We start from the raw sequence: 17,967 nt of genomic DNA, 5'->3' as shown, positions 1-17,967 counted from the left end.
CGAGTAGGACGGAGCACGAGAAACTTTGTCTGAATATGGGGGGACCATCCTCCAAGGCTAAATACTACTGACTGACCGATAGTGAACTAGTACCGTGAGGGAAAGGCGAAAAGAACCCCGGAGAGGGGAGTGAAATAGATCCTGAAACCGTATGCGTACAAGCAGTGGGAGCAGACTTTGTTCTGTGACTGCGTACCTTTTGTATAATGGGTCAGCGACTTATTTTCAGTGGCGAGCTTAACCGAATAGGGGAGGCGTAGCGAAAGCGAGTCTTAATAGGGCGTCTAGTCGCTGGGAATAGACCCGAAACCGGGCGATCTATCCATGGGCAGGTTGAAGGTTGGGTAACACTAACTGGAGGACCGAACCGACTACCGTTGAAAAGTTAGCGGATGACCTGTGGATCGGAGTGAAAGGCTAATCAAGCTCGGAGATAGCTGGTTCTCCTCGAAAGCTATTTAGGTAGCGCCTCATGTATCACTGTAGGGGGTAGAGCACTGTTTCGGCTAGGGGGTCATCCCGACTTACCAAACCGATGCAAACTCCGAATACCTACAAGTGCCGAGCATGGGAGACACACGGCGGGTGCTAACGTCCGTCGTGAAAAGGGAAACAACCCAGACCGTCAGCTAAGGTCCCAAAGTTATGGTTAAGTGGGAAACGATGTGGGAAGGCTTAGACAGCTAGGAGGTTGGCTTAGAAGCAGCCACCCTTTAAAGAAAGCGTAATAGCTCACTAGTCGAGTCGGCCTGCGCGGAAGATGTAACGGGGCTCAAACCATACACCGAAGCTACGGGTATCATCTTCGGATGATGCGGTAGAGGAGCGTTCTGTAAGCCTGTGAAGGTGAGTTGAGAAGCTTGCTGGAGGTATCAGAAGTGCGAATGCTGACATGAGTAACGACAATGGGTGTGAAAAACACCCACGCCGAAAGACCAAGGTTTCCTGCGCAACGTTAATCGACGCAGGGTTAGTCGGTCCCTAAGGCGAGGCTGAAAAGCGTAGTCGATGGAAAACAGGTTAATATTCCTGTACTTCTGGTTATTGCGATGGAGGGACGGAGAAGGCTAGGCCAGCTTGGCGTTGGTTGTCCAAGTTTAAGGTGGTAGGCTGAGATCTTAGGTAAATCCGGGATCTTAAGGCCGAGAGCTGATGACGAGTGTTCTTTTAGAACACGAAGTGGTTGATGCCATGCTTCCAAGAAAAGCTTCTAAGCTTCAGGTAACCAGGAACCGTACCCCAAACCGACACAGGTGGTTGGGTAGAGAATACCAAGGCGCTTGAGAGAACTCGGGTGAAGGAACTAGGCAAAATGGCACCGTAACTTCGGGAGAAGGTGCGCCGGTGAGGGTGAAGGACTTGCTCCGTAAGCTCATGCCGGTCGAAGATACCAGGCCGCTGCGACTGTTTATTAAAAACACAGCACTCTGCAAACACGAAAGTGGACGTATAGGGTGTGACGCCTGCCCGGTGCCGGAAGGTTAATTGATGGGGTTAGCTAACGCGAAGCTCTTGATCGAAGCCCCGGTAAACGGCGGCCGTAACTATAACGGTCCTAAGGTAGCGAAATTCCTTGTCGGGTAAGTTCCGACCTGCACGAATGGCGTAACGATGGCGGCGCTGTCTCCACCCGAGACTCAGTGAAATTGAAATCGCTGTGAAGATGCAGTGTATCCGCGGCTAGACGGAAAGACCCCGTGAACCTTTACTATAGCTTTGCACTGGACTTTGAATTTGCTTGTGTAGGATAGGTGGGAGGCTTTGAAGCGTGGACGCCAGTTCGCGTGGAGCCATCCTTGAAATACCACCCTGGCAACTTTGAGGTTCTAACTCAGGTCCGTTATCCGGATCGAGGACAGTGTATGGTGGGTAGTTTGACTGGGGCGGTCTCCTCCTAAAGAGTAACGGAGGAGTACGAAGGTGCGCTCAGACCGGTCGGAAATCGGTCGTAGAGTATAAAGGCAAAAGCGCGCTTGACTGCGAGACAGACACGTCGAGCAGGTACGAAAGTAGGTCTTAGTGATCCGGTGGTTCTGTATGGAAGGGCCATCGCTCAACGGATAAAAGGTACTCCGGGGATAACAGGCTGATACCGCCCAAGAGTTCATATCGACGGCGGTGTTTGGCACCTCGATGTCGGCTCATCACATCCTGGGGCTGAAGCCGGTCCCAAGGGTATGGCTGTTCGCCATTTAAAGTGGTACGCGAGCTGGGTTTAGAACGTCGTGAGACAGTTCGGTCCCTATCTGCCGTGGACGTTTGAGATTTGAGAGGGGCTGCTCCTAGTACGAGAGGACCGGAGTGGACGAACCTCTGGTGTTCCGGTTGTCACGCCAGTGGCATTGCCGGGTAGCTATGTTCGGGAAAGATAACCGCTGAAAGCATCTAAGCGGGAAACTTGCCTCAAGATGAGATCTCACTGGAACCTTGAGTTCCCTGAAGGGCCGTCGAAGACTACGACGTTGATAGGTTGGGTGTGTAAGCGCTGTGAGGCGTTGAGCTAACCAATACTAATTGCCCGTGAGGCTTGACCATATAACACCCAAGCAATTTGCGTCGAAAGACCAGATTGCGGTGTGTGAAGACGAAACGAACCGAAAGTTCGATGTTCACAAACACCGAAAGCTATCACATACCCAATTTGCTGAAGCGAGGCCATTTGGCCACGACTCAGTACCCGAATTTCTTGACGACCATAGAGCGTTGGAACCACCTGATCCCATCCCGAACTCAGCAGTGAAACGATGCATCGCCGATGGTAGTGTGGGGTTTCCCCATGTGAGAGTAGGTCATCGTCAAGATTAAATTCCGAAACCCCAATTGCGAAAGCAGTTGGGGTTTTGTTTTGCCCGCGGGAAAGTTTTTTACTCGCGACAACGAACAAATTTGCACAGTTATTTTCGAATCAGAACACTAGAATAGCCCCACCTTATTCGGAGCCAGAGCCTTTATGTCAGAGTCGGTTGACGCCCCCGGGCTGTCAGATTTACCGCTGGAAGACTTGGTGGCCTGTCACGAGTGCGACCTGCTGATGCGCAAGCCACAACTTGCCCATGGCGAAAAAGCCCTCTGCCCACGCTGCGGTTACGAGTTGTATGCCCACCGCCATAACGTGGTGCAGCGCAGCCTTGCCTTGGTGATTGCAGCATTGCTGCTGTACATCCCGGCAAACTTTTTACCCATCATGCAACTCAATATCCTCGGACAGTCTTCGCAGGATACGGTCTGGAGCGGCGTGCTCGGCTTGTTCAACACGGACATGCAGGGTGTTTCGATCGTCGTATTCCTGTGCAGCATGGCCATTCCGCTGTTGAAGTTGCTGTGCCAGTTATTCGTCTTGCTAACGATCCGCTTCGATGTCGGTCGCAGTTACGGTTTGTTGCTTTACCGTATTTATCACCACCTCAAAGACTGGGGAATGCTCGAGGTCTACCTCATGGGCGTACTGGTGGCGATCGTCAAACTGGCGGACATGGCGGCCATCACCGTCGGTCTCGGCCTAGCGTGTTTCATTAGCTTGTTATTAGTGCAGGTATGGCTGGAGGTGGTGATGTCACCGCATCAGATCTGGCAGGCGCTATCAGGGGAAGATGCTCATGCGGGCGATTGATGCGGGCATTCTGGTCTGTACCGAATGTCATGAGTTGAACAGGCAGGAAGCGGACACCGACGAGCAAACCTGCACCCGCTGTGGTGCATTGGTCCACGCTCGCAGGCCAAACAGCCTCACCCGCACCTGGGCACTGCTGATCACGGCAGCGATCATCTATATACCGGCCAATGTCTTGCCGATCATGACTGTCAGTTCTTTGGGGCAGGGTGATCCGAGCACTATCATGTCCGGCGTGATCCAGTTGGTGCAGCACGGCATGATTCCGATTGCTGCGGTGGTGTTTATCGCCAGTATTCTGGTGCCGACCTTCAAACTGGTGGGCATCGCGCTGCTGCTGTTTTCGGTGCAACGACGTCAGCCGCTGTCCGCCCGTCAGCGCATCTGGATGTACCGTTTTATCGAGTTTATTGGCCGCTGGTCGATGCTCGATATTTTTGTGATCGCCATTCTCGTGGCGGTCGTCAACTTCGGCCGGCTTGCCAGTGTCGAAGCCAATCTTGGCGCCATCGCCTTCGCCAGTGTGGTGATTCTGACGATGCTCGCCGCAGTAACTTTCGATCCCCGACTGATTTGGGATAACACGGAGTCGGACGACGACCATGACTGATTTGCCCGTAGCGAAAACCCGACCGGCCTCGAACTGGTCTGCCATTTGGGTACTGCCTCTGATCGCGTTGATCATCGGCGGCTGGCTTGGCTGGCGTGCCTATTCCGAGACCGGGATCGAAATTCAGATCCGCTTCGAGAGTGGCGAAGGTATTCAGGCCAACAAGACCGAGGTCATGTACAAAGGCATGCCGGTCGGTAAGGTCAAGGCGCTCAAGCTCGACGACGAAGGCAACTCCAAAGGCGTGATCGCCACCGTCGAGATGAACAAAGACGTCGAGCAATACCTCAAGACCAGCACGCGTTTCTGGCTGGTCAAACCGAGCGTGACGCTGGCCGGCATCACCGGTCTGGAAACCCTGGTCTCGGGTAACTACGTGGCCATCAGCCCCGGCGAAGGGGAACCGACGCGCAAGTTCAAGGCGCTTGCCGAAGAGCCGCCGCTGTCGGATGCCAAACCCGGCCTGCATCTGACCATCAAGGCGGATCGTCTCGGTTCGCTGAATCGTGGCAGCCCGGTGTTCTACAAACAGATCAAGGTTGGCCAGATCAAAAGCTACGTGCTTTCGGAAGATCAAAGCACCGTTGAGCTGAAAGTCTTCATTGAGCCGACCTACGCCAAACTGGTGCGCAAACACACGCGTTTCTGGAACGCCAGCGGCATCAGCATCGACGCCAACCTGTCCGGGGTGAAAGTGCGCAGCGAATCGCTGGCCAGCATCGTCGCCGGCGGCATCGCCTTCGCTACGCCGGAGAACCGCAAGGACAGCCCGCCGACCGATCCAAGCCTGCCGTTCCGTCTCTACGAAGATTTCGATGCTGCTGCGGCCGGGATCCGGGTGAAGGTCAAACTCAGCGACTTCGAAGGCCTGCAGGCTGGCCGCACGCCGGTGATGTACAAAGGCATTCAGGTCGGCAACCTGAAAGCATTGAAGGTCGACCCCGATCTGAACAGCGCCACTGCCGAGCTGACTCTTGATCCGTTGGCCGAAGACTATCTGGTCGACGGCACCCAGTTCTGGGTGGTCAAACCGTCGATTTCTCTGGCCGGTATCACCGGGCTGGAAGCGCTGGTGAAAGGTAACTACATCGCCGTGCGCCCGGGTGACAAGGGCGCTGCGCCGAAACGCGAGTTCGAGGCTCGGCCGAAGGCGCCGCCGCTGGATCTGCGTTCGCCGGGGCTGCACCTGGTGTTGTTCACCGATGTCCTTGGCTCCATCGATGTTGGCAGTCCGATTTTGTACAAGCAGGTCAAGGTCGGTTCGGTGCAGAGCTACCAGTTCTCCAAGACCCGCAAGCAACTGGTCATCGGTGTTCACATCGAAAAGGAATACGAAAACCTGGTCAATGCTTCGACGCGCTTCTGGAATGTCAGCGGCATCACGCTGACCGGCGGACTGACCGGCGGCATTCAAGTGAAGAGCGAATCGCTGCAGACCCTGATGGCCGGTGGCATCGCTTTTGAAACACCGCAGGCCAAGGCGCCGTTGCAGAAGCGTATTCCACGTTTCCGCCTGTTCGCCAACCATGATGAGGCGAATCAGAAAGGCGCGGTGGTGACGATCAAAGTCGATCGCGCTGATGGTCTGCGCAGTGGCACCCCGGTGCGCTTCAAGGGACTGGATGTCGGCAAAATCGAAAGTGTCGATCTGACCGATGATCTGCAATCGGTGATCCTCACGGCGCGGATTACCGAAGTGCCGGAGAAGATCGCCCGGGTCGGCAGCCAATTCTGGGTGGTCAAACCTGAGCTGGGCCTGATCAAGACAGAAAATCTGGAAACCCTGGTGACCGGAAAATACATAGAAGTGCAACCGGCGGCGAAGAGTCTGGGGCCGCAGAAGAACTTCGTGGCCCTAGCCAATGCGCCGGAAGTGACCAAGCAAGAGGCGGGTCTGAGTCTGGTCTTGAGCGCGGCCCGTCGTGGTTCGCTGAAACCGGGTGTGCCAGTGACTTACCGTGAAATTACCGTGGGCAAAGTCACCGGTTATGAACTGGGCCAGACCGCTGATCGAGTGTTGGTGCACATTCTGATCGAGCCGAAATACGCACCGTTGGTGCGCAGCGGGAGCCGGTTCTGGAACACTAGCGGTGTCGGGTTTGATATCGGTTTGTTCAATGGCCTGACGGTGCGCACCGAGTCGCTGGAGACAGCGATTCAGGGTGGGATTGCCTTCGCCACGCCGGACGGTGAGCGCATGGGCAACCCGGCGCGGGCTGAGCAGACGTTCCCGTTGTTCGACAAGTTTGAGGATGAGTGGCTGACGTGGGCGCCGAAGATTTCCCTCGGTAAGTGATTCTATGGTGTCTGAAGTGGCGCCATCGCGAGCAGGCTCACGGCCTACAGGGGAACGCATTCCAACTGTAGGAGTGAGCCTACTCGCGATAGGGCACGCAAAATCAGCACAAACCCCAAGCCATAAAAAAGGGCCGCGATCCAAACAGATCGCGGCCCTTTTTATTGCCTTCAGTTAATGCCGATCAAACCGCATCCAGCTCCGGTTCATCCGCTTCAACATTCAGCGTTGCCTTGACCACATCATGGCGACGGATGTACTTCCAGTCCGCCTCATCGATGTAAATGCCCGCCGGGCCGCTGCCGCCTTCCAGGTCGATCGCGACACTGGCGCAGACCTGCGGCTTCACACTCGCCAGAATCGGCACGAAACCCAGTTGCAGACTGGTTTCCAGCAGTGCGGCCTGGTTCTTCTCGTCGATGTCCGCCGCCTCATCGAGGTAATACGGCAGACGTACGCGACCGGCCTGATCGCGGTCCATCAAGTGCAGCAACAAATACATGTTGGTCAGCGCCTTGATGGTCATGGTCGTACCGTTGGACGCCGCGCCATCGATGTCGGTGTGGATCACTGGCTGGCCGTTGACCTTGGTGATCTCGAAGGCCAGTTCGAACAAGTCCTTGAGGCCGAGTTGGTTGTGGTTTGCCGCCACCAGCCGCGCCAGGTATTCCTTGGCTTCTTCGTTCTTGTTGTCCTGCTCGGCGCTCTGGCTGAGATCGAACACCGACAGGGTTTCGCCTTCTTCGTACTGACCGGCGCTGTGGATGATCTGGTCGATGTGCTTGAGCGCTTCCTTGTTCGGCGCGAGGACGATGCGGAAGCTCTGCAGGTTGGAGACCTGACGCTTGTTGATCTCGCGGTTGAACAGCGCCAGTTGATGCTCGAGGCTGTCGTAGTCGCTGCGAATGTTGCGCAGGGTCCGGGCGATGTCGGTGACCGCCGCGCGACGGGCCTTGCCCAGGGTCAGCGCCTCATCGGTACGGTGCGCGTAAGCGTTGATCAGCAGCGACAGGCGGCGCTCCATGTCGTCTTCGCTGTCGAACTTGGCCACGCCTTTCAGACGTACTTGCGCATACAGCGCTTCGATCTGGCCATCGGCGCGAAGCAAGCCTTGCCAGCTGTCCTGATAGTCGTTGAGCAGTGGCAATAGGTTGTCCATCGAATCGTCGACCGGATCCATGAACGGCGTACCGAACGGCAGATCCGCCGGCAGCAGCTGACGACGGCGCAGCGCGTCGTCGAGGGTGCGTTGCTTGGCTTCCATGTCGGCGATCTGCCGGCCGACCAGTTGCAGCTTGGCCGACAGTTGCTGGACGCGCTCGGTGAACGCGTCGCTGGAGCGCTTGAGTTCGTCCTGGGCGCCTTCCATCTGCGCCAGTTGCTCGAGCTTGTCGCCTTCCTCGGCACTCAGAGTCTGGGTGCGGCGGAAATCTTCCAGCGCCTTCTGCGCGTCCAGCACTTGCTGGTACAGCGCTTCGGTCTGGGTTTTGCTCGCGGCGCGGTCGGCGGCTACAGCCTGTTGAGTCTTGAGTTGCTTGAGCTCTTTTTCCAGACGCTCTTTCTGATCGCGCAGCGCGGCACGGTCAGCCAAGGCTTGCAGCGCCGGCGGCTCGATGTGCGAGATGTCGATCGACAGGCCAGGCACTTCAAAACGCTCGCCTTTGAAGCCATCGAGAATCAGCTCAACGGATTTGACCCACTCGCCATCTTCGTCGAGGGTAATGCCGTGTTCGCCCAGCGGCAGACTGAACAGCGCGCTGTTGAACAGGCGCATCAAACGCTCGACGTCCTGCTGCGAGAACTCTTCGCGCAGGCGGGCGTAGCTGTTGTTGTCGGCGTGATCGAGTTGCTGTTTCACCGACTTCAGGCGTTTTTCCAGATCGCGCACGCGCTCTTCCAGATCTTCAGCGCTGAACTGACGGGATTGCGCCAAGGCACCGGCCAGTTCGTCGTGCGCATCCTTGGCCGCGAGCAATTGTTGCTCGAGCACTTTGACGTCATCGACCAGGGCGAAGCGATTCTTCAGTACCGACAATTCGCCGAGCCAGCGCTGGATGCCGGAAATCTCCCGCTCCAGACGCATCAGTTCCTGAGTGCCGCCGCGCTGATCGTTTTGCAGACTGTCCTGCTCGCCACGATAGTGATCGGCCTGGATGGTCAGCTCTTCTTTGCGCGCACTGGCGTAGTCCGACCAGGTGCCGAGCAACGAGTCGAGCAGCGGCGACAGGCGATGCAGTTTGCCGCGCAGTATGTCGCGCTGTTTCACGCCGTTGGCCAAGGCCTCAACCAGCGGGCCGGCCGCGACCAGCGAGTTGTAGTCCTGTTCCATGCGCCGCACATCGCGGAAGGCTTCTTCACACGCGGCGATGTAATCGACGCTACCGGAACGCAGGCTGTGTTCGAAGGCATCGAGGAACAACTGCTTGAGCTTGGCTGCGGTGATTTCGCGCATGTGCAGCAGGTTGATAAACAGCGCACGGAAGGTCTTCAGGCTCTGCTCGCTGGTGGAGCGCAGCGGGATCAGCGTCAGGTCGAGCGGGATCGACGTGTGACCGCCAACCAGCAAACGACGCAGTTCGTCCGGCTTGAGTTCGTAGGCTTTCAGGCCTTCTTTCTCAAGGTTGCTGAACAGCTCTTTCTGGCGCAGGCAGGTGTCGTTCTTCTGGTAATGCGCCAGATCGAGTTTGCCGGCATAGGCAAAGAACTGGTGACCGAAACCACCGCCCGGGCCGCGACCGACCACGCCGATCACGTGCGGGCCGTGGGGCAGGTTCACTTCGACAAGGATGTAGCTGGTGTCGGAAGCGAAGTAGAAGCGCCGCGATTGTTCCAGGCTGTATTTGCCGAAACTCATGTCCGACATGCGCGCCAGAATCGGGAACTGCAAGGCGTTGATCGACGCCGATTTACCGAGGTTGTTCGCGCCGTAAACCGACAGCGGTTCTTCCAGCGGGAACAGGCCGAGGCTGTAACCGGCGGTGTTCAAAAGGGCAAAGCGGCGGATGCCGTAGCGTTCCTGGCTCATGCGTCGGACTCCTGTTCTTCGGCAATGGCGCGGGCCAATGCATCTTCTTCGCTCTCTTCCTCAAATTCGGAGAGATCGAGCGGGTCGTCGGTTTCGAGGAATTTGGCTTCCGCCGCTTCATCAATCAGCACTGGCGCCGGCAACGGCAGAACGCTGTGCACGCTGGCCGCCAGATCGCGGTCCTGCTGCACCGACAGGCACACGTCGAGGAAGCGGTGCATCGGCGGCAGGAAGCGGTACACGCCGTTTTCTTCGCTGGCAAAGCCGAGTTGAGTCATGCGGCGCATGATCTTTTCTTCGAGCTCTTCAACGGTCTGCACTTCGGCCTGAATGAACAGGTCGCGGTATTTCTCCAGCAGCGATGGCAACTCTTCGCGGCCGAGGCTGCCGCCATCGAGCACGGCAATCGGGTCGCGGCCCTGATCGGCCAGGTGCTCGACGAGGATGAAGGTGAACAGCGCCAGACGCTGGGCGGTCTTGTTCACCGCTGCTGCGGCCATGTCCGGCACAAAGTAGTAGAAACCACGGGTATCGCAGACCAGTTCAAAGCCCAGCGCCTTGAACAGCGTGCGGTACTGATCCTGGAAGTTCGACAGTTGCGCGTACAGCTCCGGGTCGCGGCGGCTGACGTGGTAACCCTTGAACAGCTCGCGGAAGATCGGTGCGAGTTGCGACAGTTCGGAAAGATCAAGATGCATTGGGGATGCTCGCAGAATTCTCGGCGGCGCTGTCGCTGGCCGAGAGCAGGGCGAAGGAGCGCAGGCTGACCTGGTGCTCGTGAGTGTGGTATTCGCGGCGTTCCAGACGCTCACGCTTGAAGCGCTTTTCCCGCGACAGGCGCGAGAACCAGTAGAGCAATTCGTCGGTGGCGCCGTCCGGTTCCTGCTCGAGCAGCCAGGTCATCAGATCCGGCATCGGCAAGGCTTCTTCGCAGCGGTCGACCATCTCACGCACGGTGCGGGGCGCGCGTGGGGCTTCGCCCTTCTGGGTCTTGTGCGCCTTGGGGAAACGCGCCGGTTTTGGCTCGAAACGCGCCAACGCATAGACGTAGGCTTCGACCTGACTGGCGCTGCCGAGGAAGGTGCTTTGCGGGCGGGTGAACAGCGGCATCGCGGCTTGCGGCACGGCGTCGATGCCTTTACGCCGAATGGCGGCCAGGGCCAACGCGGCGCCACGGGTCACGGCGTTGTGCCGGCGCGCTTCTTCACGCAGCGGCAGCAGCAGTTCGCGGGCGTGACGCAACGTCAGTTGGGCGCTGGTCTGCATCTCGAGGATGCGTGCGTGGGTGCGCAGCAGCATGTCGTCGTCGACCAGATGGCCGAGGCGTTGCTGTTCGCTGAGCATCTTCAGCAATACAGTTTCGACCTTGCGCACGCCTTGTTCGAAGGCGCCGTCGGCGTTTACCAGATCGATCATCGGCTCGACGTATTCGTCCCACGTTGCCAACACTTCGGCGTAACGCTGACGCAATGGAATCTGCCGGTCGCTGGTCTTCGCGCGTTCTGCGACGGCGACCAGCGCCTGTTCGTCGTTGTCGAGCTTCTTCAGTACGTCGCGCACGCGCATGTCGAGCAGGCGCAACTGGCGGGCGAGGTCGTGGCCATCGCGGACTTCGAATGCGTCCTGGATATACCCGGCCAGACGTTCGAGGTGGCGCAGATAGGCTTCGATTTCCAGGCACAGGCCCAGTCGGTGCTCGCGACGCAGATAAGCGAGGAAATCGTGGATCTGTGCGTTCAGCTCGAAACGGTTCGGGCTTTTCGCCACCGGAATCAGGATATCGAGGCGAATCCACACGTCGAGCAGGCTGGTGATGTCCTGCGGCGTGCTGTCCAGTTGTTGGGCTGCCAGTTGCGAGCGCAGTTCGTTGAGGCTCAATGTGCCTTGGTCGAAGTGCTCACACAGTGGCTCAAGCAGTGCCCAGTGTTCAGCGAGGGCGCGCAAGACGCGCTTGGGTTCGATCATCGGAATGCCCGGCTGGTTGGCAATGAAAAGCGGCGATTGTACTGCATCACGAAGGATGCAATTCACTCTCGGGACGGGCTGTCGCATTCTTTGTATAAAGAGCGTGGGTAAAGCGCCTCGTGAAAGAGTATCGATCTACAACGGGCGATCTTGAACGAAGGGCGGTAGAATCAGCGCACTTCAGTTATCCACAAGTGGCCGACCCTTGCTAATCGAGTCCCGCCGCCGCGCCTATTTGAACGCCATGCAGGTGGTCAACTGGCTGCCGCGCACCGAATTGCCCTTCGCCGCACCGTCGCGGCCCGAGCTGCTGGACATGCCCGAGCCGGAGGTAGAAGCGCCGGTTGTGTCCGCGCCGCAAGCCGATGCGCCGGAGCAAACGGCTGCCGCTCGTCCGGTCGAACGGCCGAAAATCGAAGTACCGCGGCCGTCGTTGGCGAGTACCCGCACCGGTGCCAAACCGGTAGAAGAGGCCGACGACACGCCAGTCGTCGCCAAACCGGCACCGGTGCCACCACCGCGTTTCGCCCTGCAATTACTGCGCGCCGGGCGATGCCTGCTGCTGGTCGAGTTACCCACAGGCGAACCGTTCCAGAGCCGTGATCCCGCCTATTTGCTGCTGAAAGACATGCTGCGCGCCGCCGGTCTGCCGGATGCGCCGCAAATCGTCGGTGAGCCGGTGCGCTGGCCGTGGCTCAATCGCGGCACCATGGATCAAGGCCCGGAGGCGGCGCGTGATTTCGTTCAGGGTTTCCTTTCCGTGCAAATGGAAGCCGCACCCTGCGCCTGTCTGTGGCTGATCGGCCTTCCGGCGGTGCGTTTTGCCGGTGAAGCGGATGCCGAAGCGTTCAATCGTGAGTTGCAGATCGAAGGTCTGGGCTCGGCCTGGGCCATTCCCGGTCTGGAATTGTTAATGGAAGAGCCACAGCGCAAGGCCGCTGTGTGGCAAGCCATGCGTCGGCTGATGGCGCGCTGGAAAGAATCGAATGAGTGACGCTGTATCGTTCCGCCCGATGACCGAGGCGGATCTGGAAACCGTGCTGAAAATCGAGTACGCCGCGTACAGCCACCCGTGGACCCGGGGGATTTTTCTCGACGGCCTGGGTAAATACCAGATATGGCTGATGTTCGAAGGTGAGCAACAGGTTGGCCACGGGGTGGTGCAGATCATTCTCGATGAGGCGCACCTGCTCAACATTACCGTCAAACCGGAAAATCAGGGGCGTGGGCTGGGGCTGACGTTGCTTGAGCATCTGATGTCGCGGGCGTATGCGGCTTCTGCGCGAGAATGTTTTCTGGAAGTGCGTGACAGCAATACGGGCGCGTTCAAGTTGTATGAACGTTATGGCTTCAATGAGATTGGCCGGCGTCGGGATTATTATCCGGCGGTGGGTGGGCGTGAAGATGCCGTGGTCATGGCCTGCACCCTGGTTGACTGATTACCTGTAGGAGCTGCCGAAGGCTGCGATCTTTTGATTTTATTTTTGATGTTACGGAACAAGATCAAAAGATCGCAGCCTTCGGCAGCTCCTACAGGGACCGAGTTTCAGCTCAAGTGATCAACGGTTGCCATCCAGCGGATCGCGCCGCGCCAGCTCCGCCTCATCCAGCCCATTGCCACCGCCAATGTCATCTTCATCGACGATGCTCAGATCCCAATCGGCCTGATTGCCTTCCCCGGCCTCTTCGGCATCCCGCGCGCCATCTTCATGAATCAGCGTTTCTGGACTGAGGTCATCGTCGGTGGGTTCATGATCACTGACTGAAGCCCCGGTCATACCCGCCTCGCGCACCCGTTCACGCGGCATCAACTGCTCGCGTTCACGCTCGGGAATCTCATCACCGATTTTCGCACTGGGTTCGTCTTCATCGAAATCCAGCTCATGCACCGAACCCATGCGGTCTTCGTTATCATCGATGGGCTCCGGTTGCACCGCATCGTAAGGGCGTCGTGAATCAGTCATGGCAATTCCTCATACTGTGGGCCTTACTTAGGTGGACTCACCGGGCACACGAGAATTCCAATGAAATCACTTGCGGTGACGGCGTGACCCCGACGGGTGGTCGTCTGTCATACCAGCGCATCTTTCTTGAGGCCTTACAGCATGCATGACTTACAAGACCTGATTGATAACAACGAGCGTTGGGCTGACGCGATCACCAAGGAAGACCCGGATTTCTTCGCCAAGTTGGCGCGCCAGCAAACGCCGGAATATCTGTGGATCGGCTGTTCCGACGCACGTGTACCGGCCAACGAGATCGTCGGCATGCTGCCGGGTGATCTGTTCGTGCACCGCAACGTTGCCAACGTGGTGCTGCACACCGACCTCAATTGCCTGTCGGTGATCCAGTACGCGGTCGATGTGCTCAAGGTTAAACACATTCTCGTCACCGGCCACTACGGCTGCGGCGGTGTACGCGCCTCGATGCAGGATCGTCAGTTCGGTCTGATCGACGGCTGGCTGCGTTCGATCCGCGATCTGTACTACGAAAAACGTGAAGAACTGGCCAAGTTACCGACCGAAGAAGAGCAGGTTGATCGCATGTGCGAACTCAACGTGATCCAGCAAGTGGCTAACGTCGCCCACACCAGCATCATCCAGAACGCCTGGCATCGCGGGCAGAGCCTGTCGATCCACGGTTGCATCTACGGCATCAAGGACGGTCGCTGGAAAAGCCTGAACACCACCATCAGTGGTTTCGAGCAATTGCCGCCGCAATACCGTTTGCGTCCGGTTGGCGCGTTGTAAACGGCCTTTCAGCGCAAACCCGAGTGCCGCCAGCGCTGTAAAAAGTGCTGGCCCTCGATGCTGGGCGGTTCGTCGTAACCGGTGATCCACCCTCGACAGCGTTTGGCTCCGCAGCCGCAGGCAAACTGATGCAGCAGTTTGTCTTCGGTGGCGGCGTAGTCCATGGTCAGCCGCTCCCCCCTGTGGATATCTTTCAACGCCCACAACCACAGCTCGCTCATGTCGAGAAACACGTTGGGGTCGCAGGCGTGTTCGATCAAACCGCAAAAGCGCGGATCGTAAATGTGGATGCCCGTCAGCATCTGTCGGGTCTGTCGGCAGCGATAGGGCAGTAGTTGCCCTGACACCCGGCACATCCGATGGCTTTGCAGAAACTCACGCCGCGCCGCGACCCCCATAGGGCTGGCGTGCGCATCGTGGATGATTTCGAAATCGGCACTGGCGGGAAACCCCAGTCGCACCGGCAAACCGGCGAAGGGGTAAATACCTTCAGTATCGCGTGGCGCCGATTGCGCCATGGCGTGGATATTCATAACAGTCCTTGCCGCAAAGGTTTTGCGACTTCCTGGGGTTGACGTCCTGTCAGTGCTGCAGCACTTCTGTTTGGATCCAATCGTGTCGTATTAGGTATAGCTGGTCTACTGTCAGATCTGACAGGAGAGTTAGACGCTTTCCCGCGTCAGCATTGGCTGACACGGGAGCGCTTCAAGCGATTAAAGATGCGGGGCGGGAACGGCGGTGGCAGGCAGCGGTGCCTGCAATTGCTTCAGTTGGGCCTTGATCGGGGTGGTCGCGCACTTGGCGACGGCCTGTTCCGGGGTCAGGTTGCGGATCGAGGTGTAGAACAACTCGCAGGTTTTGACCTTCTGCGTCACCTGCCACGTCTGTGTGCAACTGTTGAGCGTGGCCTGTGCATCGCTGCCTGGTTTACTGCCCATGCCCGCCTGCCAGCAGGCCGCGCTCAAATCCTGGCCCATGACTTTCAGACCTGCAGCATCAGCCTTGGCCTGTGCGTCGTCGCCGGTGTAGCTTTTCGGGTCAGCGGCGTACCAGATATAACTCGGGTGGTTGGAACCCAGCACCGGCACTTTCACGCCTTCGCTCGGGCTGATCGTCGCCAGGCCCAAGACATTCAGGGTTGGCCCGTATTGCTGCTTGATCCAGTTACGCACCGGCGCGCCGAACGCGACCATCGGCAGCGTCGTGCCGCTGGCGGTCTGGCTGAACTGTTTGACCAAGGTGGTCTGGTAGTCCTTGAAGTAGTCATACACGCCTTCCAGATCACTGCCAGCATTGGACGGCGCAGCGATCGGGGCGATATCGATGATGGTTTGATAGGCCGGCGTCTGCTCGGCAGGAATGCCATTGTCAGTCAGCAGCGTCGCCCAACGATCGGTGGTGTTCGAACGCAAATAGTCTTGCGCTTGGGTCAGCGAGTAATCCGGCGGGAAGTGCAGCAACTCGACACTTTTACGGTTTTCCAAAGCCATGCCCAGCGGCAGGAACAGATACCAGCTGTAGGCCCATTTGCCATCGGCATTGAGCTTGCTGGCGCCGGTGTAGGCCAGATCGCCCGCGTCCAGCAGCGCCGACAGCGGTTTGTCGTAATCCTTTGGCACGCCGGTGATTTCGGCGTAGAGCTGGCCGTTATCGGTTTTTACCAACACCTTGGCATCGGCATAACCATCGCGTTGCACGCTCTGGCTCAGGTAATGGGCGACGGTCTGTTCCAGCGTCCAGTTGCGGAAGCAGATTACGCTGCAATTGTTGGGGTAAGCGAACAGGCGGGTAACGCGTTCGGTGCTGCCCAGTTTCAGATCGACATCGGCGTGGGCGGCCGCACTCAGCGTCAGCGCGGCAAGTGTGAGTCCTGCGAGTTTGAACATGCTCAGATCCTTTTCAGCGTGGGTTCCCCGCGTGTCGGGGGCGCCTCATAGTGGATCAGCCGCGTTTGACAGAGAAGCCGTCATTGGCAGATTTTTGCGCAAACTCGCAGGGCTGGTTTTCAGGCCGGAAAATGCAGGGTGTTGGTCAAATCGCCCATGGGTTGCTGACCCCGGGCAATCATCGCTTCGTCGCGTTGTTTGAGACCGTTGAGCGTTTCCAACTGGAAGACACGGGTGATCAACCGCAGGATCGATGCCGTGTCGTAGACCGTATGATCCACCGTGCCCCTGCGTGCAAACGGCGACACTACCAACGCCGGTACTCGTGAGCCCGGCCCCCAACGGTCGCCCTTGGGCGGCGCGACGTGATCCCACCAGCCGCCGTTCTCGTCGACCGTGACGATCACCACCATGTTTTGCCACTGTGGACTTTCACGCAGCACCTTCAGCGCACGCACGATGTGCCGATCCCCGGACGCCACGTCGGCATAACCGGCGTGCATGTTCAGGTTGCCCTGGGGTTTGTAGAAGCTCACCGCCGGCAACTTGCCCGCTTCGGCATCGGCGAAGAATTTGTTGCTGCTCGACTCATCGCCCAGGCCAGCGTCGCGCAGGCGTTTATTGCGCTCGTCGGGGTTCTCCGGGCCTTGTTGCTTGAAGTAGTTGAACGGCTGATGGTGATACTGGAAGTTGGGGATTTTCGGAATGCCGCCGGAATCCTTGTACTGATCCAGCGTCGCCTGCCACGCGCCGGCATACCATGCCCAGTCAATGTGCTTTTTCGATAGCTTGTCGCCGATGTGTTCGTGGGTCTGCGGCACCATCACGTTGGGCAGATCCGCTTTGGAATACGCCGGGCGCTCAGGGTCGCGAATCCACGTCGGCCAGTAGGGTGGGGCGAGGGTGTTGACGCCGAAGCCGTCCGGGGTCAGTGCGCTCGGGCCGAACTGCGGCGGGCCACTCATGGCGCTGGCCGGCGATTGCTCAAGCGGCTTGAGGCGCGGGTCGCTCGGATCATCGCTTTGCAGCGCGGCGATCTGCGATTTGGCCACTGAATTGGCCGCGTCAGGATAGAACGGCGCGGTGGCGCTGATCAGGTATTGGTGGTTGAGGAACGAGCCTCCGAAAGCGCCCTGGAAGAAGTTGTCGCACAGCACGAATTCCTGAGCGACATCCCACAGACGCAGGGAATAGCGGCTCTGGGCGTAGTGGCCCATGGTCAAGCCACCGGAGTCGGCCCAGGCGACGAAGCCATCGTTCTTGCCGCCATTGATCTGCATTTGGTTCTGATAGAACACGTGCCACAAGTCGCGGGTCACCAGACCGAACGGCAAGTCCTCGCCGGTCGGTCCTTTGAGGGCGAACGGTGCGTTGGGCAGGTTTTCCTGAAACTGCGTGGCGTTGGGGTAAGTCACGCCATCAAGGGTTTGCGGGCCGATCTGCAGCACACCGCCCCAGACTGGAGGCAGGGTTTGCAGCAGCGAGCCGTCGCGATCACGTTGTTGATAGTCGCCGGGCTTGAGCGCGGTTAGCGGCTTTTCGACACCGGGGAAATCACCGAACAGGTTATTGAAACTGCGGTTCTCGGCGTAGATCACCACCACGGTTTTCACCTGATCGCGCAGGGCTTTGTCCAGCTCAGCGGGCGTCAGCGGGCGCTCGGCCGGTTTGCCCGGTTGATCGCTGGCGCTGCCACACCCGGCCAGCGTGGCACCGACACCGAGCACCGCGACGCCGCCGAGGAAGCGACGGCGACTGGTGTCGGTGGGGTGATTGGATGCGGGTGCGTCAGTACCGTCTGTGTCGTCTTTCATCGTTCAGCCCG

At 58.5% G+C, this 17,967-nt stretch carries 13 protein-coding genes and 2 rRNA genes (1 of these 15 only partly in view); 8 read left to right on the top strand and 7 right to left on the bottom strand.

Annotation, left to right across the window (positions count from 1 at the left end):
- The 5 genes from J0G10_RS26175 to J0G10_RS26155 all read left to right on the top strand — a co-directional run.
- Nucleotides 1-2,535: ribosomal RNA gene (locus J0G10_RS26175) — 23S ribosomal RNA — on the top strand (it extends 359 nt beyond the left edge of the window).
- Between the two features lie 150 nt (nucleotides 2,536-2,685).
- Nucleotides 2,686-2,801, top strand: a 5S ribosomal RNA gene (rrf, locus tag J0G10_RS26170).
- A gap of 149 nt (nucleotides 2,802-2,950) precedes the next feature.
- Nucleotides 2,951-3,610, top strand: a complete 660-nt coding sequence (locus J0G10_RS26165; protein ID WP_095050583.1) for a paraquat-inducible protein A — start codon at nucleotides 2,951-2,953, stop codon at nucleotides 3,608-3,610.
- Nucleotides 3,597-4,220, top strand: a complete 624-nt coding sequence (locus J0G10_RS26160) for a paraquat-inducible protein A (RefSeq protein WP_095050584.1) — start codon at nucleotides 3,597-3,599, stop codon at nucleotides 4,218-4,220. The genes J0G10_RS26165 and J0G10_RS26160 overlap by 14 nt, the downstream gene beginning before the upstream one ends.
- Nucleotides 4,213-6,516 carry a PqiB family protein gene (locus J0G10_RS26155; protein WP_095125807.1) on the top strand — a complete coding sequence of 768 codons (2,304 nt, stop codon included), beginning with the start codon at nucleotides 4,213-4,215 and terminating at the stop codon, nucleotides 6,514-6,516. The genes J0G10_RS26160 and J0G10_RS26155 overlap by 8 nt, the downstream gene beginning before the upstream one ends.
- A gap of 184 nt (nucleotides 6,517-6,700) precedes the next feature.
- Here the strand turns inward: J0G10_RS26155 and mksF are convergent, their stop codons facing one another.
- The 3 genes from mksF to mksB are packed head-to-tail and all read right to left on the bottom strand — an operon-like array spanning nucleotide 6,701 to nucleotide 11,506.
- Complete coding sequence (gene mksF / locus J0G10_RS26150; protein ID WP_095125806.1) at nucleotides 6,701-9,541, bottom strand: Mks condensin complex protein MksF; 2,841 nt, start codon at nucleotides 9,539-9,541, stop codon at nucleotides 6,701-6,703.
- Entirely contained in the window at nucleotides 9,538-10,239 is a 702-nt protein-coding gene (gene mksE, locus J0G10_RS26145) for an Mks condensin complex protein MksE (RefSeq protein WP_007912968.1), read from the bottom strand. The genes mksF and mksE overlap by 4 nt, the downstream gene beginning before the upstream one ends.
- Complete coding sequence (mksB, locus tag J0G10_RS26140; protein ID WP_007912967.1) at nucleotides 10,229-11,506, bottom strand: Mks condensin complex protein MksB; 1,278 nt, start codon at nucleotides 11,504-11,506, stop codon at nucleotides 10,229-10,231. The genes mksE and mksB overlap by 11 nt, the downstream gene beginning before the upstream one ends.
- Nucleotides 11,507-11,750: 244 nt before the next feature.
- On the opposite strand from mksB, the gene J0G10_RS26135 reads away from it, so the two are divergent.
- Together J0G10_RS26135 and rimI are read left to right on the top strand one after the other, a co-directional pair.
- Nucleotides 11,751-12,500 carry an energy transducer TonB gene (locus tag J0G10_RS26135; RefSeq protein ID WP_093441537.1) on the top strand — a complete coding sequence of 250 codons (750 nt, stop codon included), beginning with the start codon at nucleotides 11,751-11,753 and terminating at the stop codon, nucleotides 12,498-12,500.
- Complete coding sequence (gene rimI, locus J0G10_RS26130; RefSeq protein WP_007912963.1) at nucleotides 12,493-12,945, top strand: ribosomal protein S18-alanine N-acetyltransferase; 453 nt, start codon at nucleotides 12,493-12,495, stop codon at nucleotides 12,943-12,945. The genes J0G10_RS26135 and rimI overlap by 8 nt, the downstream gene beginning before the upstream one ends.
- Before the next feature lie 120 nt (nucleotides 12,946-13,065).
- Here rimI and J0G10_RS26125 read toward each other — a convergent pair whose 3' ends face one another.
- Complete coding sequence (locus tag J0G10_RS26125; protein WP_016983591.1) at nucleotides 13,066-13,470, bottom strand: hypothetical protein; 405 nt, start codon at nucleotides 13,468-13,470, stop codon at nucleotides 13,066-13,068.
- Nucleotides 13,471-13,611: 141 nt separating this feature from the next.
- Between J0G10_RS26125 and can the strand changes: the two genes are divergently transcribed.
- Nucleotides 13,612-14,256 carry a carbonate dehydratase gene (gene can / locus J0G10_RS26120; RefSeq protein WP_007912954.1) on the top strand — a complete coding sequence of 215 codons (645 nt, stop codon included), beginning with the start codon at nucleotides 13,612-13,614 and terminating at the stop codon, nucleotides 14,254-14,256.
- An 8-nt stretch (nucleotides 14,257-14,264) separates the two neighbouring features.
- On the opposite strand, the gene J0G10_RS26115 is transcribed toward can, so the two are convergent.
- The 3 genes from J0G10_RS26115 to acpA all read right to left on the bottom strand — a co-directional run bounded on the left by J0G10_RS26115 (nucleotide 14,265) and on the right by acpA (nucleotide 17,956).
- A complete protein-coding gene (locus J0G10_RS26115) occupies nucleotides 14,265-14,789 on the bottom strand; it encodes an SET domain-containing protein-lysine N-methyltransferase (protein ID WP_095125804.1) in 525 nt (174 codons plus the stop codon).
- Between the two features lie 180 nt (nucleotides 14,790-14,969).
- Nucleotides 14,970-16,142 carry a hypothetical protein gene (locus J0G10_RS26110; protein WP_095050588.1) on the bottom strand — a complete coding sequence of 391 codons (1,173 nt, stop codon included), beginning with the start codon at nucleotides 16,140-16,142 and terminating at the stop codon, nucleotides 14,970-14,972.
- A 119-nt stretch (nucleotides 16,143-16,261) separates the two neighbouring features.
- Nucleotides 16,262-17,956, bottom strand: a complete 1,695-nt coding sequence (gene acpA, locus J0G10_RS26105) for an acid phosphatase (RefSeq protein WP_220556995.1) — start codon at nucleotides 17,954-17,956, stop codon at nucleotides 16,262-16,264.
- Nucleotides 17,957-17,967: the final 11 nt, after the last annotated feature.

The organism is Pseudomonas germanica (assembly GCF_019614655.1).
Classification (GTDB): Bacteria; Pseudomonadota; Gammaproteobacteria; order Pseudomonadales; family Pseudomonadaceae; genus Aquipseudomonas; species Aquipseudomonas neuropathica.
This window is presented reverse-complemented; position numbering and strand designations above follow the sequence as displayed.

Excerpts from the sequence above, each read along its gene's own strand:
- J0G10_RS26160 (WP_095050584.1), top strand. The coding sequence starts at position 3,597 with ATGCGGGCGATTGATGCGGGCATTCTGGTCTGTACCGAATGTCATGAG.
- J0G10_RS26110 (WP_095050588.1), bottom strand. The coding sequence starts at position 16,142 with ATGTTCAAACTCGCAGGACTCACACTTGCCGCGCTGACGCTGAGTGCG.
- rimI (WP_007912963.1), top strand. The coding sequence starts at position 12,493 with ATGAGTGACGCTGTATCGTTCCGCCCGATGACCGAGGCGGATCTGGAA.
- J0G10_RS26155 (WP_095125807.1), top strand. The coding sequence starts at position 4,213 with ATGACTGATTTGCCCGTAGCGAAAACCCGACCGGCCTCGAACTGGTCT.
- J0G10_RS26135 (WP_093441537.1), top strand. The coding sequence starts at position 11,751 with ATGCAGGTGGTCAACTGGCTGCCGCGCACCGAATTGCCCTTCGCCGCA.
- mksB (WP_007912967.1), bottom strand. The coding sequence starts at position 11,506 with ATGATCGAACCCAAGCGCGTCTTGCGCGCCCTCGCTGAACACTGGGCA.
- acpA (WP_220556995.1), bottom strand. The coding sequence starts at position 17,956 with ATGAAAGACGACACAGACGGTACTGACGCACCCGCATCCAATCACCCC.
- mksE (WP_007912968.1), bottom strand. The coding sequence starts at position 10,239 with ATGCATCTTGATCTTTCCGAACTGTCGCAACTCGCACCGATCTTCCGC.
- J0G10_RS26115 (WP_095125804.1), bottom strand. The coding sequence starts at position 14,789 with ATGAATATCCACGCCATGGCGCAATCGGCGCCACGCGATACTGAAGGT.
- can (WP_007912954.1), top strand. The coding sequence starts at position 13,612 with ATGCATGACTTACAAGACCTGATTGATAACAACGAGCGTTGGGCTGAC.
- J0G10_RS26165 (WP_095050583.1), top strand. The coding sequence starts at position 2,951 with ATGTCAGAGTCGGTTGACGCCCCCGGGCTGTCAGATTTACCGCTGGAA.
- J0G10_RS26125 (WP_016983591.1), bottom strand. The coding sequence starts at position 13,470 with ATGACTGATTCACGACGCCCTTACGATGCGGTGCAACCGGAGCCCATC.
- mksF (WP_095125806.1), bottom strand. The coding sequence starts at position 9,541 with ATGAGCCAGGAACGCTACGGCATCCGCCGCTTTGCCCTTTTGAACACC.